22 protein-coding genes and 2 pseudogenes are annotated in these 24061 nt (G+C 68.9%); 16 read left to right on the forward strand and 8 right to left on the reverse strand.

The window, feature by feature from the left end; all coding sequences use genetic code 11:
* The 4 genes from B9S57_RS21345 (at position 1) to B9S57_RS21360 (ending at position 3333) form a co-directional block, all read left to right on the forward strand.
* Positions 1-1584, forward strand: coding sequence for a peptidoglycan-binding protein (locus tag B9S57_RS21345; RefSeq protein WP_103517170.1), 1584 nt, complete (start codon positions 1-3; stop codon positions 1582-1584).
* A complete protein-coding gene (locus B9S57_RS21350; protein WP_103517171.1) occupies positions 1556-2074 on the forward strand; it encodes a protease inhibitor I42 family protein in 519 nt (172 codons plus the stop codon). Before B9S57_RS21345 ends, B9S57_RS21350 begins: the two co-directional genes overlap by 29 nt.
* Positions 2075-2120: 46 nt before the next feature.
* Positions 2121-2531 carry a hypothetical protein gene (locus tag B9S57_RS21355; protein ID WP_103517172.1) on the forward strand — a complete coding sequence of 137 codons (411 nt, stop codon included), beginning with the start codon at positions 2121-2123 and terminating at the stop codon, positions 2529-2531.
* A gap of 211 nt (positions 2532-2742) precedes the next feature.
* A complete protein-coding gene (locus tag B9S57_RS21360; protein WP_103517173.1) occupies positions 2743-3333 on the forward strand; it encodes a TetR/AcrR family transcriptional regulator in 591 nt (196 codons plus the stop codon).
* A 15-nt stretch (positions 3334-3348) separates the two neighbouring features.
* Here B9S57_RS21360 and B9S57_RS21365 read toward each other — a convergent pair whose 3' ends face one another.
* Positions 3349-4371: an SMP-30/gluconolactonase/LRE family protein gene (locus B9S57_RS21365; RefSeq protein ID WP_103517174.1), complete on the reverse strand. Its 1023-nt coding sequence runs from the start codon at positions 4369-4371 to the stop codon at positions 3349-3351.
* A gap of 210 nt (positions 4372-4581) precedes the next feature.
* Between B9S57_RS21365 and B9S57_RS21370 the strand changes: the two genes are divergently transcribed.
* Together B9S57_RS21370 and B9S57_RS36460 are read left to right on the forward strand one after the other, a co-directional pair.
* Positions 4582-6390, forward strand: a complete 1809-nt coding sequence (locus tag B9S57_RS21370; RefSeq protein WP_103517175.1) for an NAD(P)/FAD-dependent oxidoreductase — start codon at positions 4582-4584, stop codon at positions 6388-6390.
* A 222-nt stretch (positions 6391-6612) separates the two neighbouring features.
* Positions 6613-7651, forward strand: a pseudogene (locus B9S57_RS36460) (DUF6215 domain-containing protein).
* Positions 7652-7804: 153 nt separating this feature from the next.
* On the opposite strand, the gene B9S57_RS21380 reads toward B9S57_RS36460, so the two are convergent.
* Both B9S57_RS21380 and B9S57_RS21385 read right to left on the reverse strand, forming a co-directional pair.
* Complete coding sequence (locus B9S57_RS21380) at positions 7805-8743, reverse strand: DUF3048 domain-containing protein (protein ID WP_103517176.1); 939 nt, start codon at positions 8741-8743, stop codon at positions 7805-7807.
* 338 nt (positions 8744-9081) lie between these two features.
* Positions 9082-9549: a MarR family winged helix-turn-helix transcriptional regulator gene (locus tag B9S57_RS21385; RefSeq protein ID WP_103517177.1), complete on the reverse strand. Its 468-nt coding sequence runs from the start codon at positions 9547-9549 to the stop codon at positions 9082-9084.
* Positions 9550-9634: 85 nt separating this feature from the next.
* Here B9S57_RS21385 and B9S57_RS36465 point away from each other — a divergent pair.
* Together B9S57_RS36465 and B9S57_RS35635 are read left to right on the forward strand one after the other, a co-directional pair.
* Positions 9635-9769: pseudogene (locus B9S57_RS36465) on the forward strand (transposase); the annotation flags it as partial.
* Between the two features lie 52 nt (positions 9770-9821).
* Positions 9822-10070 carry an integrase core domain-containing protein gene (locus B9S57_RS35635; protein ID WP_181011428.1) on the forward strand — a complete coding sequence of 83 codons (249 nt, stop codon included), beginning with the start codon at positions 9822-9824 and terminating at the stop codon, positions 10068-10070.
* Positions 10071-10261: 191 nt separating this feature from the next.
* Here B9S57_RS35635 and B9S57_RS21395 read toward each other — a convergent pair whose 3' ends face one another.
* Complete coding sequence (locus B9S57_RS21395; RefSeq protein ID WP_258036488.1) at positions 10262-11230, reverse strand: hypothetical protein; 969 nt, start codon at positions 11228-11230, stop codon at positions 10262-10264.
* Positions 11231-11553: 323 nt separating this feature from the next.
* Here B9S57_RS21395 and B9S57_RS35640 point away from each other — a divergent pair, with 323 nt between their 5' ends.
* The 4 genes from B9S57_RS35640 (at position 11554) to B9S57_RS21415 (ending at position 13707) form a co-directional block, all read left to right on the forward strand.
* Positions 11554-11838, forward strand: coding sequence for a hypothetical protein (locus B9S57_RS35640; protein WP_258036489.1), 285 nt, complete (start codon positions 11554-11556; stop codon positions 11836-11838).
* Positions 11839-11895: 57 nt separating this feature from the next.
* Positions 11896-12432 (forward strand): hypothetical protein, encoded by a 537-nt coding sequence (locus tag B9S57_RS35645; RefSeq protein ID WP_258036490.1) that lies wholly within the window; start codon positions 11896-11898, stop codon positions 12430-12432.
* A 133-nt stretch (positions 12433-12565) separates the two neighbouring features.
* Positions 12566-13414: an IS5 family transposase gene (locus B9S57_RS21410; protein WP_103517180.1), complete on the forward strand. Its 849-nt coding sequence runs from the start codon at positions 12566-12568 to the stop codon at positions 13412-13414.
* Positions 13411-13707, forward strand: coding sequence for a hypothetical protein (locus B9S57_RS21415; RefSeq protein WP_258036491.1), 297 nt, complete (start codon positions 13411-13413; stop codon positions 13705-13707). Before B9S57_RS21410 ends, B9S57_RS21415 begins: the two co-directional genes overlap by 4 nt.
* 78 nt (positions 13708-13785) lie before the next feature.
* Here the strand turns inward: B9S57_RS21415 and B9S57_RS21420 are convergent, their stop codons facing one another.
* From B9S57_RS21420 to B9S57_RS21435, 4 genes are all read right to left on the reverse strand, one after another.
* Positions 13786-14802, reverse strand: coding sequence for a LacI family DNA-binding transcriptional regulator (locus B9S57_RS21420; RefSeq protein WP_103517181.1), 1017 nt, complete (start codon positions 14800-14802; stop codon positions 13786-13788).
* A 74-nt stretch (positions 14803-14876) separates the two neighbouring features.
* Positions 14877-15710, reverse strand: a complete 834-nt coding sequence (locus B9S57_RS21425) for an ATP-binding cassette domain-containing protein (protein ID WP_103517182.1) — start codon at positions 15708-15710, stop codon at positions 14877-14879.
* Positions 15707-16702: an ABC transporter permease gene (locus B9S57_RS21430; protein WP_103517183.1), complete on the reverse strand. Its 996-nt coding sequence runs from the start codon at positions 16700-16702 to the stop codon at positions 15707-15709. Before B9S57_RS21430 ends, B9S57_RS21425 begins: the two co-directional genes overlap by 4 nt.
* A 128-nt stretch (positions 16703-16830) precedes the next feature.
* The gene (locus B9S57_RS21435) at positions 16831-17853 is read right to left on the reverse strand and encodes a sugar ABC transporter substrate-binding protein (protein WP_103517194.1); all 1023 of its coding nucleotides are present in this window, start codon (positions 17851-17853) and stop codon (positions 16831-16833) included.
* Positions 17854-18100: 247 nt separating this feature from the next.
* Between B9S57_RS21435 and B9S57_RS21440 the strand changes: the two genes are divergently transcribed.
* The 4 genes from B9S57_RS21440 (at position 18101) to B9S57_RS21455 (ending at position 24045) form a co-directional block, all read left to right on the forward strand.
* Positions 18101-19051 carry a carbohydrate kinase gene (locus B9S57_RS21440; RefSeq protein ID WP_103517184.1) on the forward strand — a complete coding sequence of 317 codons (951 nt, stop codon included), beginning with the start codon at positions 18101-18103 and terminating at the stop codon, positions 19049-19051.
* 218 nt (positions 19052-19269) lie between these two features.
* Positions 19270-21831, forward strand: a complete 2562-nt coding sequence (locus tag B9S57_RS21445) for a glycoside hydrolase family 32 protein (RefSeq protein WP_103517185.1) — start codon at positions 19270-19272, stop codon at positions 21829-21831.
* Between the two features lie 32 nt (positions 21832-21863).
* Positions 21864-22157 (forward strand): putative quinol monooxygenase, encoded by a 294-nt coding sequence (locus B9S57_RS21450; protein WP_103517195.1) that lies wholly within the window; start codon positions 21864-21866, stop codon positions 22155-22157.
* A gap of 193 nt (positions 22158-22350) precedes the next feature.
* The gene (locus B9S57_RS21455; protein ID WP_103514838.1) at positions 22351-24045 is read left to right on the forward strand and encodes an ISAzo13 family transposase; all 1695 of its coding nucleotides are present in this window, start codon (positions 22351-22353) and stop codon (positions 24043-24045) included.
* The last annotated feature ends 16 nt before the right edge of the window (positions 24046-24061 follow it).

Consider the following 24061-nt stretch of genomic DNA (forward strand, 5'->3'; position numbering starts at 1 on the left):
GTGTCACTCTTCTCCTCTCCCTTCGACTCCCCTTCCCTGCGCCTCGCGTGGCTCGCCGGGCTGTCCAAGAAGTTGCTCGGCGCCGGGAGCAAGAACGAGGTCCTCGACCTGCTGGACGACGCCCTCTCGGTGCCCGTGCCCGGTGGGAACCAGGGCGTCCTCGAGAACCTGGCATCCCTCTACCGCAGTCAGGTCGGCCCCGTCGGCGATGTCTTCGACCAGGTCGACCGGGTGGGGCGCAAGAGCCTTCCGGAGGTATGGGTCGGAGACACGAGCGTCCTCGCCTCCGACGCGGTGAACGCCGCCGGGCGGTCCGCGACCCAGATGACCGAGGCGTTCCACGGGTGCGCGACGGTGCTGTTGACGCTGGCCGACGCGATCGGTGCCGCGCAGCGCAAGGACGAGCGGGGCCGCGGACAGCTGCTGGAGCAGAAGAGGGCGCTCGGCGGCAAGGACGGGTTCTTCGACGACCTCCACGAGAACGACGAGGAGGAGTGGGACCGCAAGAACGCCGCCCACTTCGGCTCCTACGCGGTCGACCTCATGCACGACGCCGTCTCCGAGGCGCAGGAGGCCAGCCGCGTCGCGGCCCGGGAGCTGAACAAATGGGCCGCCGAGGCACGTGCCGGGAAGATGGAGACCAGCGAACTGACCTCCGTGGACAAGCTGATGCTCGCCGACACCGGTGTCGCGGGCGCCGACACCGAGCTGAACGAGATCCTCAAGGCAGGCGAACTGGAGCGCGCTTCGGCGCGCATGGACCTGCTGAGCCTCGACGACGAGATGGCCATGGAGCGGATGCTGGCGAGGTCGGACACCCCGCAGGAGCGGGCGTACCTGATGAAGGCCCTGGCCGCAGGCCACAGCGTCGCCGAGATCGGCACGTTCCAGAACAAGATCCACGGCAAGGACCCCGACTGGATGCGCCGGCACCTCACCCCGGTGGTCACCGCCACGGACAGCATGGACGACGAGGGCCTGGCCTCGAACGGCTCGAACAACAACACCGACTACGCCACGTTCGACGGACAGCGGTGGATCCAGGGCGGGGACGGCTCCGAGGGCACCTGTGTGGCCTCGTCCACCGTCACCTCCCGCGCCATGGTCGACCCCCTGTACGCGCTCGACCTCACCGGCGGTCCCGGCGGTCAGGAGGACGACCCCGAGGCCTTCAAGCAGCGCCTGGTGGCCGAACAGCACCGGCTCCACACCGAAGGCGACGGCGGCGAGAACTGGGGCGGCATGGGGCCCGAAGGACAGGAACGGATCAACGACAGCACCGTCGGCAGCGCCACCGGCAACGACTACCAGCGCCAGGACCTGGACAGTGCCGCCGACCGCAGGGCGGTCCTCACCGAGGTCGAGAGGTCGGTGGCGCAGGGGCGCCCGGTGCCGGTCGACGTCTCGGGCAAGGACGGCGCCCACGCGATGACGATCATCGCCCAGGAGGGTGACATGCTTCAGGTGTACAACCCCTGGGGCTCGACCACGTGGGTCAGCGAGGACGACTTCATCAACGGACACATGGGCAAGGCTTCCAGCAGTGATCTCCCCGATGCGTACAGCGTCTATCTTCCGCGGTAGCAGGGGCGGTGCCGCGATCGCGGCGGCCGCGCTCCTCGCTCTCGCCACGGGCTGCGGCTCGGCCACCGACGAACCGGCCGGCGGCTCACCGCGCACCACGAGCCGTCCGGTGAAGGACACCACCATCACGGCCGAGCAGGGCGAGCGTTTCACGCTCACCGTCGACCAGAACGTCTCCACCCGCGAGTTCTGGTACCTGGTCGACCCCGCCCCCGACAGCGCGGTGCTGGTCAGCCGCGGCAGGGACCACGCGTCCGACTCCGGCGACGAGCCGGTGGCCGGCGCCGGCGGCGGACTCACCTTCACCTTCGAGGCCACGGGCAAGGGAACCACCCGGTTCACGTTGCTGCACTGCACCTTCACCACGTGTCAGGGCAACACGTCGACGCAGCCCCCCGAGACGACCGGCCCCTCCGCCACCCCGACCGCGGGCGCGGCCTCACCCTCCCCGACTCCCGAGCGCATCACCTACACCGTCACGGTCGACTGAACCGCGGCGGATCAGTCAGCCGAGACGAGACACCCGAGGCCCCGCCATGAACGACGCCCCGTACCCGCCGGACCGCACGGACGAGGAGCTGGCCCGGCTCGACATCACCGTCCTGCTGCGTTACGGCCTCACCGCCGATGCCGGCACCCGGCGCACCGCCCTGTTCGGCGACGGTGCCGCGGCCGCGGCCGTCATCCTCGACCGCCTCGGTACCGAGCCGCGCTCGGTCGCCTTCCTCGGCGACACCGTGCGCGCCGGCGGACTGGCGCGCGCCACGGAGCTGCCCGAGCCCCTGCCCGGCCGGGACGCGGCCGTCCTCGTACGGGAGTGGCTGCTGACCGGCGCCGAACTCACGGGTGGGGTCCCCGCCGACGACACCGCGGCGACCTGGCTGCGCGCCGTGGCGACCATCATCGAGCTGAAGCAACTGGCCAGGGCTCGGGGCCGGAGCACGTGATCCGGGCAGCCCGGCCCGAGCGCCGCGGCGGAGGTGCTGTGCGTGGACCGGACCTTGTCATCGGCGGAGCCTGGCCCGCAGGAGCTGCCGAACTCCTCAGGAGTGCGGTCACGAGGCGAAGGCGCACGTTTCGCCGCGAGGAAGGCGCCAAGGCGGCGGGCCACCGAGATCGCCGTGGGGTCCGATTCCGCCCGGCCGGTACTCTTCCGGGGTGATACAGCACTCTTCGCCGGACGAGCGACGGCCCGCGAACGACGGCCCGAAGGCCGCCGCGCGCAACCGGGCCGCCCTGGTCGTCGCCGCCCGGGAGGTCTTCTCGGCGGCCGGCCTGGATGCTCCGCTCTCCATGATCGCGCGTCGGGCCGGGGTCGGCCAGGGCGTTCTGTACCGGCATTTCCCCGACCGCGGCGCCCTGGCGACCGCGGTTCTGGAGGAGAACGTGCGGCAGATCGAAGAAGCGACCGCGGTCGAGGGTGCGACCCTGACCGACGTTCTCGGCGTGGTGACCTGGCATGCCGTCGAATCGGCGGCTTTCATCGGCCTGATGCACGCCGACGGGGCAGGTGGCCGATCCGGCATCCGTGCGCACGCCTCGGTGCTGTCCGAGCGGGTCGAGCGCAGCCTGCGGGGGCGGCTGCCCGCCGGTCATCGTCTGGGTGCGGGGGACGACCTCATGCTGGCGCTCGCCATGGTCACGGGCGCCGTCACAGGCCCCACCCGTGAGGAGCGGGAACGCCGGGCGCTGGCCGCCTGGCGGCTGCTCGGCGTCGAGGTGGGGCCGGTCCACCCCTACGGCGGGTGAGCCCGGGGAGCGGTGTCAGCCTCCGTTGGACTGCCGGGTGCCTTCCGCCAGTGCGTCGAAGGTGTAGAGGTAGCCACCGGCAGGCCCGCTGACCGTCATGTACGCCTTGGTCCCGCCGGGCCTGATCGCCACGTTCGTCGCCGATTCGAGCCCTGTCGGGCGGGCGGGAACCTCGACCGTCGCCAGGCGCTTGCCGTTCCTGTCGTACACGGCCATCGCGGCTCGGCCGTGCAGCGCCTGGTAGAGGTTGCCGTCCGCGTCCACGGCGATCGAGTCGGTCTGGGCTATCCCTCCGTCGACGCGGATGGCTGTGTGCCTGGACGTCACTCCTTCCTCGTCGTCGAGACGGAGGTACGAGATCCGGTTCCGGGTGAGCTCGCTGATCCACAGACCGCGGTACTCCGCGTCGAACGAGATGCCGTTCGTCGCGGCCAGGCCGTCGGCCAGGACGGTGGCCTTCCCGCCGTCGCGGTCGATCCGCACCACACGCCCGTGCGCCTCGCCCTCGGACGACCCGCGTGAGTCGGAGACGTACAGGTTGCCGGCCTCGTCGAAGGCGATGTCGTCGGGGTTCATCTGCGCGCCGTCGACCGTGCCGGCGAAGAAGGTCCGCGGATCGGTGCCGTCCGGGGCCAGGCTCACGACCTCGCCGTGGGCGTAGTCGGTCAGGTAGACGCGACCGTCGTACGGGCTGAACTGTGCCGAGGTGTAAGCACCACGGCTGTCGGTGTGGAGCGCGCTGGATGTCTTCTTCCCGACGTCGACGCGCATCACCTTCGGCTTGCCGGCGGGGGCGGTGACGTCGACGACGACCAGTGTGCCGTTCTGGTCGAAGGTCGGGCCCTCCAGCAGGGTCATCCCGGTTTCCTGGTGCACCCGCGTCAGCTGCATGACCTTGTGCGCGCGGATGGTCCTTTCCGCGCCGGGGGAGTCGGTCCGGCTACCGGTTCCGCTTGCTTCCGTGCCACATCCGGTGAGAGTCAGTGTGCCGATCGCGGCGAGCATGGCGACGGGCCGGATCAGGTGTCGTCGTTGCATGGGGGGAATCACTCTTCCTCTTCGGTCGGGTGCGTCACGCGTGCGGGAGCCGTCACGGGGGAGGCCGCGTCCGCCCGGGCGTGTGGGGGCTCTGGCCGGAAGTCGACGGACCTCCCGCAACACAACCGGACAGTGCTGTCCGGTTGTTGTTACCGTAGCGGATGGCCGCTCACCCCGGGCGGCCCGACAAGCAGGATCGAGGCCCCCCACATGACAACCCCTCAAGCGTCCGTTCCCGAGGAGCTCGTCGCGCTGAGGCGGCGCTATCGCCTCGAACGTGAGCGGCGTGTACGGACCGACGGCGCCGGCCAGTACCGCGACACCGATGCCGAGTTCGGCTACTACGCAGCCGACCCGTACAGCGGCGAGCCTGCCGGACGTGAACCCCTCCACGACACCGTCGACGTCGCCGTGGTCGGCGGTGGATTCGGAGGCATCCTCGCCGGGGCGCGCATACGGCAGCACGGTGTGGGGCGCGTGCGGATCGTCGAGAAGGGCGGCGATTTCGGGGGCACCTGGTACTGGAACCGGTACCCGGGCATCCACTGCGACATCGAGTCGCACGTGTATCTGCCGATGCTCGACGAGACCGGATACGTGCCGGAGTGGAAGTACGCCCCCGGTGAAGAGATCCGCCGCCACGCCATGCGGATCGCCCAGAAGTTCGACCTCTACCCGGACGCCCTGTTCTCCACCGGTGTCACCTCCCTGACCTGGGACGAGCCCTCGGAGATGTGGATCGTGGCCACCGACCGCGGCGACGCGTTCCGGGCCACCTACGTCGTCACCGCCACCGGCACCCTCTCCGAGCCGAAACTCCCCGGCATCCCCGGCATCGAGGACTTCACGGGCCACACCTTCCACACCTCCAGGTGGGACTACACCTACACCGGAGGTACCCCGGACGGTGGCATGACCGGCCTCTCTCGCAAGCGGGTGGGGATCGTGGGCACCGGGGCCACCGGCGTCCAGGTCGTTCCCATGCTCGCCGAGGACGCCGGACACGTCTACGTCTTCCAGCGCACCCCCTCGACCGTCGACGTGCGGGCCAACTGCCGCACCACCGCTGCGGATGTCGGCGCCGACCGCGAAGGCTGGGCACACGAGCGCCGCGAGAACTACCTCCGCATCGTCTCCGGTGAGACGGCCGAACAGGATCTGGTGGCCGACCGCTGGACCGCGTCGGCAGGCCTGCTCGAGAAGCTCCTCCCCAGCTTCCTCCGGAAGGGGGACCGCGAGGCCTTCGAAGCCTCCTACGAGGTCGCCGACGCGGCCAAGATGAACGAACTGCGTGCCCGGGTCGAGGAGACCGTCGCCGACCCGGACACCGCGGAATCCCTCAAACCCTGGTACCGGTACGCCTGCAAGCGCCCCACCTTCTCCGACAAGTACTACCCGGCGTTCAACCGGACCAACGTCACCTTGGTCGACACCGCTGACACCCACGGCATCGAGCGCATCACCGAGAACGGCGTCGTGGTCGGCGACACCACCTACGCACTCGACTGCCTGATCTTCGCCACGGGCTTCTCCGTCGGTGCCTCCGGCATCAACTCGGGCAAGCTCCCCGTCACCGGCCGAGGAGCCGCCCAACTGCTGCACGCGTGGGCGAAGGAGGGACCGCGCACCCTGCACGGCTTCACCAGCAACGGCTTCCCTAATCTGATCCAGATGGGGTCCCTCCAGAACGCGAGCAGCGTCAACTTCACGCACATCCTCGATGAGCAGGCCGTCCACGCCGCCGCCCTCGTCACGGCTGCCGAGGCGAAGGAGGCCTTGATCGAACCCTCCCGCGAGGTCGAGGACGCCTGGATCGCCGTCCTGGCCGAGGGCGCTCCCGACCACGAGTGGTTCCACGCCGACTGCACCCCCGGCTACTACAACCGCGAGGGGCGCGGTCGGCCGAACGGCCCGATCGCCTACCCCCACGGCGCGTTCGCCTTCCATGAACTCCTGGCACGATGGCGAAAGGAGTCCATGACCGAGATCCTCCAGGTCAGGACCGCTGCTCGTAGCTAGTCGGGCCGGGTGGTCCGGGAGCGGCCGACGACGGACGTGCACGCGACCGCTCTCCTCACCTGCGGCGACGCGTCAAGAAGCCTGGCGTACGCGTGCGCCGGTCGAGCCGGGGCGCCCGCCTGCCGGGCGCCGCGAGCCCCCCGTTCCATCACGGTTGAGCACCGTGCCGGAATTATGGCTTCCGTCACAGCCAAGGTGATCTTGTCCTGGTGGGATCGCGGGATGCTCGGTTTCCTCTTTCGTCTCCTGCCCTTCTGGGTCCGTGAGCCCTTGTTGATCGTGGTCGGGTCCGTCTTCGGGGTACGCATCATGTATCTCGCCCTCCGCGACGACGCATGGGTGGCAGCCGGGATCGGCACGGTGTTCCTGGTGGCCACCGCGATGCGCGTCCACACAGTGGTCCAGGCCCTGCGCGCACGCCGGAACCCGAGCCCTTCCGCCTTCGCGGGCGGGGCAGATTCGGTTCCCGCGGCACGGCCTCCCGGGCTTGCCACCCCGGCTGCCCCGGCCGCTCTGGTCGCCCCGCCGGCTCCGGCTGCTCTGGTCGCTCCGGCCGCTCCGGAGAAGGAGCCGAACGCGTGGGGCCAAGCCGTCGCGGCCGTCGCGGTGTTCGCGGCACTCGGAGCCGTGCTGTGGCTGGGGCCGAATCTGCTGTCCTCCGGTGACGACAGTGCGCCGCAGGCCGTCTCGTGTCCGAGCGTGGAAGGCGAGGAACTGCCGAGCGCCTACGGGAAGACCTCCCGGGCCGTCACGGGCGACGAGCTGTGCAAGGCGCTCAACAGGTCGGACCTGCCCCAACTCCTCGGCACCCGCGGAGATCGCGACCGGGGCGTCCGGTAGCAGCAACACCGCACTTCTGACCGACGGGAAGGTCGCCCGACCGGAGGCCGAGGTCCGGTTCGAGACCTACACCGTGAACGTCTCGGTCACGTACAACGAGCTGTCGATCGCCCAGTACGTGAAACTGATGGAGTTCGGGGAGGAGACGGACGTCAAGACGCTTTCGGTCCTCGGTCGTCCAGCGGTCCTCTCCTCGGATCACACCATGTCGATCGAGTTCGATCTAGGGAGCGGCGGAACCGGCGGACCCGTCGGGCAGGGCCCCCTGGCCAGAACGCTGACGGTGGCCCTCGACGGGAAGGACCGGGGAGGCTACTACGACGTCTCCGTCTGGAGCGAGTCCGGAGCCCTCCTGGACGACAGCGCACTCCTCGACATCGCCGAGACGGTTCTCCCGACGATCCCCGAACCGGCTGCGTGACGAGACGTTCGAAAGCACCGGGCCCGAAGCACACGCAAGCCCGTGTCCCGGTCGGCCGGCGCCTGGCTGCTCCCGGAGCGGTGCCCCGGAGCCGTCGTCAGCAGAGGCCCGGGGCCGCCGGAGCCCGCACGCGCGGACTCCGGCGGCCCCGCGTCACTTCGGGACGAGCACGATCCAGATCTGGCCGGTCGCGAACGTCATCGGCCGGCCGTCCTCGGTGGTGAAGCTGGTCGCAGACCCGGCGGTGTCCCGCTCCCACGTCACGTCGTACGACCTGCCTTCGCGCAGGACGGCTGCCGAGCCGGATCCCACCGTCGCGCTGAAGGGCGAGGTGTTTCCCCCTCGGTCGTGGAAGCGCGAGTCCTGCACGTCCACTTCTTGCAGAACCACTGTGGCCGCTCCCAGTCGGCCACCGGAGGCCGTACGGGATGGGGCGCCGTCCATACCCACCAGCCACTGACCCCCGTTCGCCGACCAGGTGAAGGTGAACCGCGCCGACGGGTACGACACCGTGCGCCCGCTCACGGGAGTGCCGCCCGGGGGCGGCGCAGCGAAGCGGAGGCCCAGGTCCTCGGCCGCGTTCCCCCTGCCGGTGGGGTGCGGGATGCCCCCCGGGCGCAGGTACAGATTGTGCGGTGCGGCGCGGTCCCCGCTGCGGAAGTAGGCGTGCGGTGCTTTCGACGGCGGCAGTGCGTCCAGCGGGGCCGCTTCGATCGACGGGCGCAGAGCTGCCTGAGCGCCCGAGTACGCGAGCGTGGGCTCGTCGAACTGCCGGAGAAGCTCCAGATCCGTCTCGCGAGCGCTGCGAACGGGGCCGATGACGGAGGGCACGTCGGAGGAGTAGGCGGCGAGGATGCGGCTGAGGCCGGCCTCCACCTGCTCCACGTAGACGACGTCGGCCTTCTCGAGTCCGGTCGGCGGCCGGGCCGCAGGTACGTTGTCGATCTTCACGGCGAGGACAGCCGCGCGTGGCGCGGGTGCCGTCGTGGGACTCGTCTCCCCTCCGCCCGAGCTGCCGCAGGCCGCGGTGATGACGAGCGTGAGCACGGCGAGTGCGGCGGCGGCCGATCTCTTCGTTCCGGAGGTGGACATGGCTGCCGCCCCTTCCGAGCCGGCTCGGCGGAACGGCCTCGGCTCACGTCTGCTGCGGCGATGACTCTCCCGTCCATCATCACGCAGAAGACCGGTCGGAGCGCCTCAGGCGCGGCGCCCTCGTGGCCGAAGGGTCCGAGCTCGCCTCGCCCCGTGGGACACGGCAGCGTGAACCCGATCCGAGAACCTGGGGAACGCTGCCCCGGAAATGCGACTCGTTGTAGTGTGTGGAACCAGCCCTTGACCTGCAAAAGCGCAGGCAGGGAGCCTAAGGGCTGTCCCGCCAAGATCGGGTTGAGTATCTGGCCCGGGGCGCATTGCCCCGGGCTTGCGGTCCATCAGGCGACCGTCCCACCCGCGTTCCGGATCAGTTGCTGGAGCACCTTCACCGTGGTGACGTAGTCCGCGTTGTCGATGCCCTCGTGGAGGGCGGCGCGGATCGCGGGGGCGTTGCGGGCCAGGTCGACGCGGGCCTTTTCCCCTTCCGGGGTGAGCCACAGCCGGTCCTCGGTGTCCTGAGCCAGCCAGCCGCGTTCAAGGAGCCCCTCTGCTTCCGCCGCCAGGTCGTCCTCGGGACGGATGTAGGAGGTCATTGCCTCCCGCAGCTCGGGCAGGGTCATCCCCTCGCCATCGGGCGAGATGTCGTTCACCGACAGGTTGCGCAGCAGCCAGAACTGGGGCTGGGTGTAGCCCTTTGCGGCCTGCTGGGCCCGGGTGTATGCGATGAGCGCCTCGTAGGCGACACCGGTCCAGTACGCGGCGGGCTGTCCGGCGAGTTCGGCGTCGGAGATCTGCTGTGTCGTCATGGGGTATCCCCTCCAGGTGGAGTGACCCCCGAATTTCCGACACCTGGACGCTGGATGTCTCGTCATCCAGGGGAAGTGATCCAAGGTGGCAAAGCGGAAGAACTATCCCGAAGAGTTCAAGCGGGACGCGGTGGATCTGGTGCGTTCCTCGCCGGACCGTTCCCTCACCGACATCGCTCACGGCCTGGGCATCCATCTGGAGACCCTGCGCAACTGGGTCCGGGAGGACCGGACCCGCGTCGTCCCATCAATTCCATTCGATACTGGACGAGTTGGACATTCGACGGAGCACCGGACGCACCGGTTCGTGCTTCGACAACGCTGCCGCGGAAAGCTTCTTCGCCGTCCTGAAAGCAGAGATCGGTACGACCGTCTGGGGAACCCGGGCGCAGGCTCGGCAGGACGTTTTCCGGTGGATCGCGGAACATGACAACCGGGAGCGGATCCACTCGACCATCGGCTATATCACGCCGTACCAGGCGAGGATCCGCTGCCATCAACGGCTGGACCTCGCGGCATAGAACGGAAGTGTCGGGACCTGAGGGGTCACTTCAGTAGCTAGCCGAGCACACCGTCAGGCCCCGGATCCCGGCTGGGGCTTCACTTCCGCGCTCTGAACGCCCGGAGGCCCTCACCGATTGCCGATCGGTGAGGGCCTCCTGCTGTGCCCCGACCAGATGGTCACCGCTCAGGCCGACCGGCGTGCAGCGGTTCAGTCGTTGGCCGTGTGGGGGAGTCCGTCATCCAGGACGATGCGGATGGTCTGGCCTTCGCCGTCGACACCGGTGAGGTCGGCGGCGATCCGGTTGTAGGCGGTTGTGGCCAGGGCCCAGTCCGCCTCGAGCGGGGTGGTGGCGTGGCGGGTGTCCCACAGCTTGATGAGCAGGCCGATGAGGGAGCGGCCGGACAGGACGGTCTGGACGCGTCCTTCCTTGATGTCCTCGACCGAGGGCGGGGTGCGGAAGTGGTCGTGGTCGACGGCCAGGGCGGTGAGCCACTCCCAGGTGTCGCGGTGCGCGACCAGGTCCACGGAGGCCACCCCGGCGGCCTTGAGCAGCAGGACACCGTGGTTGACCCGCGGGTCCTCGCCGCCGGTCGGCGCAGGGGCGGAAGAGGGCGCGGCGGGCGTGCCGTTGCCCTGGTAGGCGGCCTGGATCGCACGCTTGAGAGCATCGTCCTGGTCCCGGTTCTGGCGCTCAGGTTCCGGCTGTGGCTGCTGCTGGTTGCTCTCCATGGTTCCCCCCTGGGAGTCGGTGTCCGATGAGGTGGGCGGTGCCGTTGCGGAGGCGGCGGGATCGTAGCCGGGTTCGAGGCTGGGCTCCGCGGCCGCAGGCCCCCCAGGCGCCGCTGCGTCGGCCTCGGGTTCGCCGGCCGGCCGCTGGAGCTCCGCAAGGGGGCGGAGGACGTCGGCGAGCTCCAGCAGTTGCCGGAGTTCGCCGCGGGTGTCGTTGAGGTCGCTGATCATCCGGTCTTGACGGCGGCGTACCTCCCGGTTCTCCTCCCGCAGGCCGGTGACACCTCCCTGCACGACCTCCAGGATCTTCAGGCGGGTCTGGGTGAGCTCACCGTGCAGGGCCGTCAGCCCGACTGTCGGGTCATCGAGACGGGCAACCGGTGCCAGCAGGGCCCGTATCGCCTCCAGTTCCTTCATCGCGGCACTGAACGCGTCTTTCCACTTCACGTAACCCCCTGGTTACTCAGAGCTGTAACCGGCCGTATCTCCCCATAAGCACTCCATGTGACGCGCCGATTTCCGGCCCTTCCTCTGGCCAGGACTACACCCCCACTCTCCGAACGGCGAGGACACTGCGGTGCGCCGGCCCCCGGCGTCAACCTGCCGCCTGCCCGGCCATCCTTTCCGGTGACCTCCGCCCCGGCTTCCGTTCCGGGAGGTGCGTTCGTGGCCACACTCGCGGACGTGACAGACGGCCTCGCCCTACCGGCCTCCCCGCCACGGCCGGGCCCGGCCCGGTAGCCTCCAGCACCGGGCGGGTCCGGCTTTCGATGACCCGGTGGCTTCTCGCCCCGCGCACCATGTGGCACGCGCGCCGCTTGGCCGCGGCCGCCCCCGGAATGGACGCGCAGACCGCGTGGGTGGTGGCCCGTCTCACCCGTCACCCCGATGAGTACGCCTACGCCCTGGCCCACCCCGGCTCCTACGCCCACGCTCTGGCCCACCTGGACGACAGGCGTACCCGAAGGCGCGTTGCCGGTGGTTCCCGGCCGGGTGCGACCGTTCCGGTCAACTCCTGCGGACGTACGGCGGGGTGCGATCACCGGCTGCGATGATCAGGACCCGTTGAGCTGTCCGCGAGGGAGAGGGGGTAGACGTTGCTGGTTCCCCGGGTGCATCAACCGGAGTCGTTCGCGCAACTGCTGGAGCGGCGGCTGAATCTCACACCGGGCTTCGAGGCCGGGCGCCTGGACGCGGAGCAGGTGGCCAACCTGGCGCTGCTGACCGTCGCCCAGGCTCCCGCCTACGCGGGTACGGCCCGGCTGGTCGCGCTGATGCGGAGCCTGCCCGTGCCCAGCGAACAGCCTCAGGACTTCTGGTTCAAGCTGTGGACCGCGGCCGACGATCCGGTCCTGCTGCCCGGCAACCTCCGGCACCAGCTCCTGCGCGCCGTGGACGGTGACGGTGCCGCGCTCGCCGACCAGCTCCTGCACGCGATCGCGGAGATGGACGGCGAGCAGCGCACTGCGGCCGCCGGAGTCATCGGTGAGGCGATCAGTACGGAGTTCCTGCGTGGCTACGAGGCCGGCTACGTCGGCGAGCTGTGGCTGCGCGAGGTCGGGAGCGCCGCCTGGCAGGTCCTGTACGCCTACGACAGCGGTACGTGGGAGGAGCACCAGGAGTTCCTCCAGGCGTGGAAAGACGCCTGAGACCCGGGGCGGAGAGAGCAGCGGATATCAGAGGGTGGTTCGTGAGTCTTTGAGTGGCTCTGTCGTCGCCTGATGGTGCGGGTTCGGGGCGGAATCCGCCGGTCCGTAGCCCCTCGTCTGCTGGTGTGATGATGTGAGTGAACGCAAGCTCTACCCCAGCGACTTATCCGACGCGCAGTGGGCTCTGATCGAGCCGGTGATCGCGGCGTGGAAAGACCGGCACCGCTCGGTCAGCGGCCACCAGGGCGCCTATGCGATGCGGGAGATCGTCAACGCGATCCTCTACCAGGGCCGGACGGGCTGCCAGTGGACCTACCTCCCGCACGACCTGCCGCCCAAGAGCGCGACGTACTACTACTTCGCCGCCTGGCGCGACGACGGCACTGACCAGGTCATCCACGAACTCCTGCGCTGCCAGGTCCGTGAACGAGCCCGCCGATTAGAGGACCCGACCCTGGTGGTCCTGGACACCCAGAGTGTCCACGTGGCCGCCGGGGTCCCCGCGTCCACGACCGGCCGGGACGCGGCGAAGAGGGTGCCGGGCCGCAAGCGGGGACTGGCCGTGGACGTGCTCGGGCTGGTCATCGACGTCATCGTGCTGGCCGCGCACGCCCACGACAACGCCGCGGGCATCGCTCTGCTGGACCAGGTCGCCCAGAGCGCCGGTGGCACCGTCGAGAAGGCACTGGTCGATCAGGGCTTCAAGAACCAGGCCGTCGCGCATGGAGCCGGCCAGGGCAGCGACGTCGAGATCGTCGTACGCAACCCGCAGGAGGCGGGCTTCGTGCCTCAGCCGAAGCGGTGGAGGGTCGAGCAGACCTACGGGATCCTGATATTGCACCGCCGTCTGGTCCGCGACTACGAGCACCGGTCGGCCTCCTCCGCCTCCCGCGTCCACTGGTCGATGACCCACGTCATGGCCCGCCGCATCACCGGCGCGAACACTCCCACTTGGCGTGATCCGCAGGCGGTGACAGCGTGAACATCGAGCCCCTGCTCGACGCCCTCGGCATCCAGGAGAACGCCGCCCGGGCCCTGGCCGACGATCTCCGCACCCAGATCGCCGAGTTGCAGTCCCGGCTGCGGGAGGCCGAGACCCACCTCGAACACCTTGCGATCACGCGGAAGACCGTCACAGCCCTCGCCGACCGCCTCCCGGCCGTCCCACCGGACCTGCCCCAGCACCTTGCGGCCGGGGGATGGGCGCCGACTGATTCCATGCCTGACCGGCAACGCCGGACCGGGCGTGTTCACCGCGGTGCCGGCCGTCCCTGAGCTGCGACAGCCACGAGAGGGTCGTCGGCGCACAGGCAGACAGGTGTGCCGACCCGCACCGTCACCGTCCTCCTGCGCCTACGAAGCAGTGAGTTCTCCCGATCCTCGGACGATCAGCCGGGTGGGAACGGTGATGGTGCGGGCGCGGGAACGGTCGCCGTCCAGGCGTGCCATGGCGGTCTCCGCCGCCTTCCGGCCGATCTCTTCGGGGTCCTGGGCCACGACGGTCAGGGCGGGTTCGAGGGCTTCGGCGAGTGGCACGTCGTCGAAGGCGACCACGGCGACGTCCTTTCGCTTGGTGCGGGCCAGTTCGGCGACCACTCCCAGCGCGACGATGTTGTTCCCGGCGAACAGGGCGGTGGGGGGACTCGCCAACTCCAGCAGGCTGGAGGTACAGACAGAGGCCGCGCGCTGGTCGTGGGCGTTGATGACCAGGGAGCGGTCGTGGGCGAGGTCGGCCTCGGCCAGGGCCGAGCGGTATCCGGCCAGGCGTTCACGGCGGGTGTAGAGGTTGGTGGGGAGGTCGCCGACGAAACCGATGCGTCGATGGCCGTGGGCGATCAGGTGGGCGACACCCTCGTGTGCCCCCGCGAGGTTGGAACTGACGACGCTGTCCGTGGTCAGCCCGGCTCCCGGCCGGTCGACGAAGACCACGGGCAGCCCCGTGCTCCGATGGCTCCGCAGGTGGGAGTGGTCGGAGCCGACGGACGGGATCACCATCAAGATGCTGACGCGACGGGCGAGGAACTTGTCGGTCAGCCCCCGTTCGCGTGCGGGTTCGTCCGCGGAGGACCCCATGAGCAGGGTCAGGCCGCGGTCCCGTACGACGTCCTCGATGCCGCCGGCCACCGCTCCGAAGAAGGGGTTCCCGAGGTCGGGCACGACGAGCCCGATGGTCGTGTCGGGTCCTCCGACACGGATGTTGCGGGCCATGAGGTTCGGCTGGAAACCGAGTTTGGCCACGGCGGCGAGGACCTGTTCCCTGGTCCGGGCCGAGGCGGGTCCGTCCTCGTTGAGCACCCGCGAAACCGTCTTGGCGCTGACGCCCACTTCTCGGGCGACGTCGGCCAGGGTGGGGCGGCGGTTCGCTGCCATGGAGCGGGGGTCTCCCTGTGCTCGTCGGTTCCGGCCGCGGCCTCGGCCGGAACCTGTGAGTGTTCCGTCGGGTGTCAGGTGGCCTGGACTCCCGCTGCCTTGGCGGCCTCGGAATCCGCTACGACAGTACCTCCGGCGTCATCGAGGGTCAGCGCGCCGGTCATGATGGCGACGACTTCGGCCATGCTGTGGTCGGAGGGCTTGATCACGGCGGCGCGACGGCCCAGCCGGTGGACGTGGATCCGGTCGGCGATCTCGAAGACGTGGGGCATGTTGTGGCTGATCAGGACCACGGGCATGCCCTTGTCGCGGACCCGGCGGATGAGGTCGAGGACTTGCCCCGATTCCTTGACGCCGAGGGCGGCGGTGGGCTCGTCCATGACGACGACGCTGCGCGCCCAGGCGACGGCACGTGCGACGGCCACGGCTTGCCGCTGCCCGCCGGAGAGGGTTTCGACCGCCTGGGTGAGCGACCGCAGCCCGATCTTGAGGTCGGCCATGTGCTCCGCGGCCTCCTGGCGCATGCGCTTCTTGTCCAGCATGCGGAAAGCTCTGCCGAGGACGCCGGGCCGGCGCAGTTCACGTCCCAGGAACATGTTCGAGGCGATGTCCATCGAGGCGGCCACCGCCAGGTCCTGGTAGACGGTCTCGATGCCGTGGGCGCGCGCGCTTTGCGGCCCTGTGAACTGGATGGGTTCGCCGTTGAGGCGGATTTCGCCCGCGTCCGGTGCCACCGCACCGGTGAGGGCCTTGATCAGGCTGGTCTTGCCGGCTCCGTTGTCGCCGATGACCGCGAGGACCTCCCCGGGCATCAGGTCGAAGTCGGCGCCGTCGATGGCGGTGACCTGCCCGTAGTGCTTGACCAGACCGCGGGCCTGCAGAACAGGGGTGGGAGTGGTGGTGGTCATCGGGACTTCCTCCGGGACATCTGGTCGACGGTCACCGCGAGGATCACGAGGATCCCGGTGATCAGGGTCTGGTAGATGGAGGCCACACCCATCAGCTGGAGGCCGTTGCGGAAGACACCGACGATGAGGACACCGATGAAGGTGCCCAGGACCGAACCGCGTCCACCGAAGAGGCTGGTACCGCCGAGGACCACGGCGGTGATGCTGTCGAGGTTCTCGGTCTGTCCTGCCTGCGGGTCGCCCACCCCGGTGCGGGAGATGAGCAGCAGGGCGGCGAGGCCATACAGCACGCCGGCCACGGTGTAGATGCCGATGGCCAGGCGGGAGGTGCGGATGCCGTTGAGGCGTGCGGCTTCCTGGCTGTTGCCCAGGGCATAGACGTGCCGCCCCCATCCGGTGCTGCTGAGCGCGTAGGCCAGGAGGAGGAAGAGGACGATGGTCAGGAGTGAGCCGTAGGTGATGTCCGTGTGGCCGAGCGGGAAGGTTTCTCCAAGGGCGGTCAGCGGGCCGGGCAGGCTGGTGACGGTCTGCTCTTCGGAGTAGATGTGCGTCAGGGCGAACGCCACGTTGAGCATGCCGAGCGTCACGATGAACGGTGGCAGCGGGATCTTCTGGACCAGAAGCCCGTTGAGGAGTCCGAAGCCGCCGCAGACGACCAGGCCCATGGTGATGGCGAGGAGTGGGGGCAGGGTGCCTTCGGCCGCCATCTTGGCGATCACGATGCTGCCGAACGCCATCACGGCACCGCACGACAGGTCGATGCCGGCCGTGAGGATGATCAGGGTCTGGCCGATGGCGAGGGTGCCGACGACCATGACCTGCTGCACGATCAGCGAGAAGTTCCCGCCCGTGAGGAACTGGTCCGTCGACAGGGAGAAGAACACACAGGCGAGGAGGAGAGCGGCCAGGGGGCCGGTGGTCGGCGCGGTGAGGAGTCTGCGGGCCGTGGTCGGCGTCTTTAGCTCGGCGTACGGCGCGGTGGTGGCTGTCATGCGAAGTCCTTGTCGGAAAGGCAGAGGTCCTCCGGGGAGGACAGATGGGGGTGGCCGTCCCCGATCGGGGCAGGGCCGGCCACCCCGTCAACGGGTTTCGGACGGCGGCCGCTCGGGCGGAGGGCGCCTCAGCCCCAGCAGTTGTCCAGGCCGTAGGCGGTGTCCTTCGACGCGACCCCTGCCTCTGCCTTGTCGGTGATCAGGCTGACGCCGGTGTCGGTGTAACCGGTCGCCTTCTTGTCGTCCTCGGCGAACTTCACGACGGCCCCGACGCCTTCGGCGGCCATCTTCAGCGGGTACTGCTGGGAGGTGGCGGCGATCTTGCCGTCCTTGACCGCCTGTGTCCCGGTGCAGCCGCCGTCGACGGAGACGATCAGGACGTCCTTCTCCCTGCCCTTGGCCTTCAGTGCGGTGTACGCGCCGAGTGCGGCCGGCTCGTTGATGGTGTAGACGACGTTGATGTCGGGTGCCCTCTGCAGGCAGTTCTCCATGGCGGTCTGGCCCTTCGCCTGGTCGCCGCCGGTGTCCTGGGAGCAGACGATCGACGGGTCCTTCTCGCCGAGGCCGAAGCCCTTGAGGAAGCCGTTGTGCCGCTGGACGCCGACGGCGACGCCCGGCGCCAGGTCGAGGGTGGCGATCTTGGCCGTCCTGCCCTTCATCGAGGCCTTGGCGTAGGCGCCGATCATCTCTCCGGCCCGGAGGTTGTCGGTGGCGAAAAGGGCGTCGACCGCGCTTTCGGGGTCGGTCGGGGAGTCCAGGGCGATGACCAGAATCCCTTTGGCACGGGCCTTCTCAAGGGCGGGCACGATCGCCTTGGAGTCGCTGGGGGTGATCAGGATCCCCTTCACACCTGCGGCGACCATGTTCTCGATCGCGGTGACCTGCCCGGCGTTGTCCCCGTCGAACTTGCCTGCTGAGGTGATCAGTTGTGCACCGCTGTCCTTGGCAGCCTTCTCCGCACCCTCCTTCATCTTCACGAAGAACGGGTTGGTGTCGGTCTTGGTGATCAGACCGACCTTGACGCTGCCCGAGCCGTCGCCCGCGGAATCCGATCCGGAACCGGATCCGCAGGCCGTCAGGGTGAGAGCCGCGATACCCAGGCATGCGGCGGCTCTGATCAGGGAGGAGGTCGGACGAATGGTGCGAGGCATGAACGGCTCCAGCGGGATCGCGTGCGGCTCGGCCGGCATCGAAGCATGCCGTCCAAGGGTGTCATCGTTGACTTATGTCATCGTTGACACTGCTTGCCGAGGATGATGGACTCCGTCTCCCGGGCACGTCAATGCCTTGCCGCTGTTACAAATCGGCAACACCCCTGGCCGTCGTTCTCCCGCAGTCGCAACGCCCGTGTCGCGACGTACTCGGTTCGCCCGTCCGTCCGTCAGAGAAGAGCAACCCATGAGTCCGCGTCAGATCACCGTCCTGGGCGAATGCGTCGCGGACACGTTCGCCCGGCCCGCAAGTGCTCCGCATGAGCTCGACCTGCATGTCCTGCCTGGTGGTGGGCCGGCGAACACGGCCGTGGCTCTGGCGCGCCTGGGCACTCCGTCCCGCTTTCTCGCACGGCTGTCCGGAGATGTGTTCGGCGGGCTGTTCCGGGCACATCTGGAGGCTTCAGGGGTGGACCTGTCGCACGCTGTCGTGGCGTCGGAGCCGAGCACGTTGGCGGTGGCGGAGTTGGACGCCCAGGGGCAGGCCGCGTATGCGTTCCACGCGCAGGGCACGGCCGACTGGCAATGGTCGAGCGCCGAACTGGCCGGTGTGGACCTGTCCTCCACCGCTTGCCTGCACACGGGTTCGCTCGCTCTGGTCCGGGAGCCGGGGGCGGTAGTGGTGGAGGAGTTCCTGGCAACGGCCTCGTCCCGGGCCACCATCAGTATCGATCCCAACGTCCGGCCACTGCTGGTACTTCCCGAGACCTATCGCGCGAAACTACGGCACTGGTGCGACCTCGCGGACATACTGCGGCTGAGCGAGGAAGACCTCCGGCTCCTTCTGCCGGAAACGCCCCTGGAGCAGGCATGCGACGTCTGGCACGCCGCCGGCGCACGGCTCGTCGTGGTCACGCGTGGCGCCGATGGTGCTCTTGTCTCGCTGGACGGCGAGCGGATGCACGTGCCGGCGGTGACGACGCGAGTCGTCGACACGGTCGGGGCGGGTGACTCGTTCACGGCGGGACTGCTGCACCACCTGGGCGCACGTGGACTCCTCGGAGGGCGGCTGACGGGTCTCCGCCTGGGCGAGGCGGCGGAAGCCTGCCTGTTCGCCGCCCATGTCGCCGCCCTGACCTGCTCGGTCGCCGGTCCGAATCCCCCTTGGCAGAGCCAGCTGCCGCAGTTCACCGCGTGACGGGCGGCCCTGTCGAGCCGGGGAATCGTGTCCCAGCCGTTGACGCGTCGGCCGGAATGCGTTCATCATCGGCCCCACCCGGTGTCATCGATGACATAAGTCAACGATGACACTCAAGGTCGACGCGGTTCCCCAGTGTCGGCAGGGGCTCCCCTTTCGTTCCGTCCGCGCGCCGGGAAGCACCCGGCTACGGAAACGGCCGCAGCCCAGGAGACACCATGACCTCACGACGCGTATCCCGGCACGCCCGCACGCGGATGATCGCCGCGACGGCGACCGTATGCGCCCTGTCCGCCGCCCTGTTGACACCGCAGGCCGTTGCCTCCGGAACCAGGCCGAACACCGAGACCTACCGACCCCAGTTCCACTACACGCCGCAGAAGAACTGGATGAACGACCCCAACGGACTGGTGTACTACAAGGGCGAGTACCACCTCTTCTACCAGTACAACCCCAACGGCAACTCCTGGGGCGACATGTCCTGGGGGCACGCGGTGAGCACCGACCTCATGCACTGGAAGGAACTGCCGCTCGCCCTGTCCCACGACGACGAGGAGATGGTGTTCTCCGGCAGCGCGGTCATCGACTGGAACAACACCACCGGCTTCGGAACGAAGAAGAACCCGCCCATGGTGGCGATCTACACGAGCTACGACAAGAGCACCGGCAGCCAGGCCCAGTCGCTCGCCTACAGCAACGACCGCGGACGTACGTTCACCAAGTACGACGGCAATCCGGTCATCGACATCGGTTCCAAGGAGTTCCGCGACCCCAAGGTCCAGTGGTACGCGCCGACCAAGAGCTGGCTTATGACGGTGTCGCTGTCCACCGAGCACAAGGTGCGGTTCTACTCCTCGAAGAACCTCAAGGACTGGGACCTGCTCAGCGAGTTCGGACAGGCCGGGGCGACAGGCGGCGTATGGGAATGCCCCGACCTGTTCCCTCTCGCGGTCGACGGGGACAAGAAGAACATCAAGTGGGTCCTGGTCGTCAACATCAACCCCGGCGGCATCGCCGGCGGCTCGGGCGCCCAGTACTTCGTCGGTGATTTCGACGGCACGAAGTTCACCGCCGACGACAAGGGCTCCTACACTCCGCCCACCGGCACCGTCATGCAGGACTTCGAGGGCCCGGACTTCGGCACATGGACGGCTACCGGCACCGCATTCGGCCAAGGGCCGACGGCCGGCGCGCTGACCGGGCAGGGCCCCGTCAGCGGCTTCGACGGCAAGGGCCTCGGCAACAGCTTCCACGCGGGTGACGCCGGCACCGGAACGCTCTCCTCCCCGGCCTTCACCGTCGACAGCCCGTACCTCAACTTCAAGATCGCCGGCGGACGACACCCCCACCAGGCGGGCACCGTGCAGGAACAGGGACCAGTGCCGGAGGGGACGATGCTCGCCGACTTCGAAGGCGGCACCTACGGCGACTGGACGGTCACGGGCGACGCCTTCGGAACCGCACCGGCCACCGGCAGCCACGCCGGCCAGCAGAAGGTCACGGGCTTCCTCGGCAGCGGTCTGGCCAACTCGTTCCTGAACGGCGACGCCACGACCGGCAGCCTCACCTCGCCGGAATTCACCATCGACAAGGACTACGTCAACTTCCTCATCGGCGGCGGCAACCATCCCGCAAGTCAGGCGGAGCCCACCGCCGTCGAGCTCCTCGTCGACGGCAAGGTGGTACGCAGCGCCACCGGACACGACGGCGAAGCCCTCAACTGGGACTCATGGGACGTCCGCGAACTCATCGGCAAGAAGGCGCAGGTCAAGATCGTCGACGAGAACACCAGCGGCTGGGGCCACGTCAACGTCGACCACATCGTGCTCGCCGACACCCAGGCCCAGCCCATTTCGCGCGAGACGGCCGTCAACCTGGTCGTCGACGGCAAGGTCGTCGGCAGCGCAACCGGCTCCAACAGCGAGACACTGGACTGGGCCTCCATCGACATGCGCCCCTACGCCGGCAAGAAGGCACGGATACAGATCGTCGACATGAACACCGGCGGCTGGGGCCAGATCATGGCCGACCAGTTCACCGCCGCGGCAACGCCCGCCAGGTCCGCCCTGCAGCGTGCCGATTGGGCCGACTACGGCAAGGACTACTACGCGGCCGTGTCCTGGGAGGACGCACCGGGCGACAAGCGGCACATGATCGGCTGGATGAACAACTGGGACTACAGCGGCTCCATTCCGACGTCCCCCTGGCGCAGCGCGCAGAGCATCCCCCGTGAGATGGCCCTGCGCACCGTGGACGGCCGGATCAAGCTGACCAGCGAGCCGGTGAGGAGTCTGAACTCCCTGCGCGAGGGGCGCCCGGTGGTTTCGGCCGGCACCACGGTGACCAGCACGTCACGGCCCCTTGGACGCGGCGCCTCCAAGGGCAAAGCACTCGACATCGAGGCGACCTTCTCCCTCAAGGACGCCGAGCGGTTCGGCATCAAGGTGCGCACCGGTGCCAACGGAGAGGAGACCGTCATCGGATACGACACCACGACGCAGGAGCTGTACGTCGACCGGACCCGCTCCGGCGCCGTGGACTTCAGCGACACCTTCGCCGGCGTCCAGCGCGCGCCCCTGCACGCCGTGAACGGCAAGGTGGAGCTGCGGATCGTCGTCGACTGGTCATCCGTCGAGGTCTTCGGAGGCCGCGGCGAAGCAGTGATCACGGACCAGAGCTTTCCCGACCCCTCCAGCCAGGGAGTGGAGGTCTTCGCCGCGAACGGCTCGGTGAAGCTGGACCACGCCCGCGTCTGGCACCTCAAGTCCTCTCGGAAGTGAGGCGAGTGATCCCCGACCGCAATGGGCCGGACGTGACGAAGACCCTGCTCGCCGAGTTCACCGCCTGCGAAGGAGCGGAGGGCGAGGTTGCACACCTCCTGCGGGAGTACGCCCAGACGGTACGCAAGGAGGTCGGCAACCTGTCCTTCGAGGTCTACACCAAGGCGTCCAGTCCTCGTGCCTACCTCATCTTCGAGAGGTACCAGGACGAGGCCGCCTTCCAGCGCCACCTCACGGCTCCGTATGCCGACCCTTTCAACACAGCCCTCGTCCCGCTGATCGAGGAGGCCGCCTCTCGCCTGATCTTTCTCGATCCCGAGTTCTGACGACATACGCGGACTGCGACGGATGGCGTCCCGTGGAGTGGTGTAGCCGATCTTGGCGGGGATGTGCGCCTGTTCTGAGCCGTGATGTGCGTCGACTGCCTGCGAATGCTCCCTGAGAACGAGGTCGGCCACCGTGTAAGGGCCTGCCGGGAAACAAGCCGTCGCTTCCGGGATTGTGGCTCGTTGTTGTGGTATGGGGAGATCGGAGGGGATCGAGACCGGGCTGGCGGCGAAGTTTCAGGCGCTGTTCCCGCACTTGGACGAGCGTCAGCGGCGACTGACCATAGGAGCGGAGGCACGCTCGCTGGGGCATGGCGGGATCAGGCTCGTCGCTCGCGCGGCGGGGGTGCGTGAGGGCACCGTTTCACGCGGGGCTGCTGAACTTGAGTCCGGTGACGTGCTGTTGGGACGGGTCCGCCGGGTGGGCGGGGGCCGCAAACGGGCGGTGGACCTGAATCCGGGGCTGCGGCCCGCGCTGCTGGCTTTGGTGGAGCCGAATGTGCGTGGGGATCCGATGTCACCGCTGCGGTGGACGGTGAAGTCGACGCGGCAGTTGTCCGCCGAGCTGGTCCGGCAGGGCCATCGGGTCTCGGCGGACACGGTGGCGGCGGTGCTGCGCGAGGAGGGCTTCAGCCTCCAGGGCAACGCCAAGACCACCGAAGGCAAGCAGCACCCGGACCGGGACGGACAGTTCCGCTATATCAACGACCAGGCCAAGGAGTTCCAGGCAGCAGGCGACCCCGTGATCAGCGTGGACACCAAGAAGAAGGAGCTGGTGGGCAACTACAAGAACGGCGGGCGCGAGTGGCATCGCAAGGGGGAACCGGTCCGGGTCCGTACTCACGACTTTCCCGACGCCGATCTGGGCAAGGCGATCCCGTACGGAATCTACGACCTGGCCGAGGATGCCGGCTGGGTCAACGTCGGCACCGATCACGACACCGCAGCGTTCGCCGTCGCCTCCATCCGCCGCTGGTGGCATGCGGCCGGACATGCCGCCTACCCGCACTCCGGACGCCTGCTGATCACCGCGGACGCAGGCGGTTCCAACGGACACCGGACCCGCGCCTGGAAGTTCGAGCTGGCCGCCCTGGCCCTCGAGACCGGCCTGGAGATCAGCGTGTCTCACTTTCCTCCAGGTACTTCAAAATGGAACAAAATTGAGCACCGGCTGTTCTCCCACATCACGATGAACTGGCGAGGCAGGCCGCTGACCAGCCATGACGTCATCGTCAACAGCATCGCCGCGACCACCACCCGCACCGGCCTCGCCATCCGGGCCGAGCTCGACACTGCCCTCTATGAGACCGGATTGAGGGTCAGCGACGGGCAGATGACCGCCTTGCCGCTGAACCGCCACGACTGGCATGGCGACTGGAACTACACCCTGCGTCCCGAGGAGCACCGTCGGGATGGAATCCCTCCCGTACTGCCTCAGCTCCAGCCCGGCCCCGGCCGCGCCTGGCTGGTCCACCCGGCCCTGACCGGCATGGACGACGAACGATGGGGCCAGCTCATCGGTGAGCTGGCGGCGGCCCGCACGGCCCAGCGGGAAGACGACCTACACCAGCGGCGCGGCGGCGACCGGCAGAAGACTCCCGCCGCCGGCCTCTACACCGGCCGGCGCCCGGGCCTCACTCTCGTCGACCGGCTCCTGGCCACCCTCCTCTACGAGAGGCTCGGGCTTCCCCAGGTCGCCATCGCCCGCCTCTTCGCGGTCGCGCCCCAGACCATCAACCGGCGCATCCGCAAGACCCACCAACTCCTCGACGAGATCGGGCACATCAACGCCCCGGCCGAGCACCGCCTCGCCACCCTGGACGACCTCGCAGACCTCGCCACACAGCTCGGAATCACCCCGCCACCGGAGATCAAGACGGCGAGTTGATAATCGGCAGGCCCTA

The organism is Streptomyces sp. SM10 (genome assembly GCF_002910915.1).
Lineage (GTDB): Bacteria > Actinomycetota > Actinomycetes > Streptomycetales > Streptomycetaceae > Streptomyces.

Bases quoted from the DNA above. Each gene is read 5' to 3' on its own strand.
- B9S57_RS21350 (WP_103517171.1), top strand. From the start codon at position 1,556: ATGCGTACAGCGTCTATCTTCCGCGGTAGCAGGGGCGGTGCCGCGATC.
- B9S57_RS21355 (WP_103517172.1), top strand. From the start codon at position 2,121: ATGAACGACGCCCCGTACCCGCCGGACCGCACGGACGAGGAGCTGGCC.
- B9S57_RS21365 (WP_103517174.1), bottom strand. From the start codon at position 4,371: ATGCAACGACGACACCTGATCCGGCCCGTCGCCATGCTCGCCGCGATC.
- B9S57_RS21370 (WP_103517175.1), top strand. From the start codon at position 4,582: ATGACAACCCCTCAAGCGTCCGTTCCCGAGGAGCTCGTCGCGCTGAGG.
- B9S57_RS21380 (WP_103517176.1), bottom strand. From the start codon at position 8,743: ATGTCCACCTCCGGAACGAAGAGATCGGCCGCCGCCGCACTCGCCGTG.
- B9S57_RS21385 (WP_103517177.1), bottom strand. From the start codon at position 9,549: ATGACGACACAGCAGATCTCCGACGCCGAACTCGCCGGACAGCCCGCC.
- B9S57_RS35640 (WP_258036489.1), top strand. From the start codon at position 11,554: ATGACCCGGTGGCTTCTCGCCCCGCGCACCATGTGGCACGCGCGCCGC.
- B9S57_RS21420 (WP_103517181.1), bottom strand. From the start codon at position 14,802: ATGGCAGCGAACCGCCGCCCCACCCTGGCCGACGTCGCCCGAGAAGTG.
- B9S57_RS21425 (WP_103517182.1), bottom strand. From the start codon at position 15,710: ATGACCACCACCACTCCCACCCCTGTTCTGCAGGCCCGCGGTCTGGTC.
- B9S57_RS21430 (WP_103517183.1), bottom strand. From the start codon at position 16,702: ATGACAGCCACCACCGCGCCGTACGCCGAGCTAAAGACGCCGACCACG.
- B9S57_RS21435 (WP_103517194.1), bottom strand. From the start codon at position 17,853: ATGCCTCGCACCATTCGTCCGACCTCCTCCCTGATCAGAGCCGCCGCA.
- B9S57_RS21440 (WP_103517184.1), top strand. From the start codon at position 18,101: ATGAGTCCGCGTCAGATCACCGTCCTGGGCGAATGCGTCGCGGACACG.
- B9S57_RS21445 (WP_103517185.1), top strand. From the start codon at position 19,270: ATGACCTCACGACGCGTATCCCGGCACGCCCGCACGCGGATGATCGCC.
- B9S57_RS21455 (WP_103514838.1), top strand. From the start codon at position 22,351: ATGGGGAGATCGGAGGGGATCGAGACCGGGCTGGCGGCGAAGTTTCAG.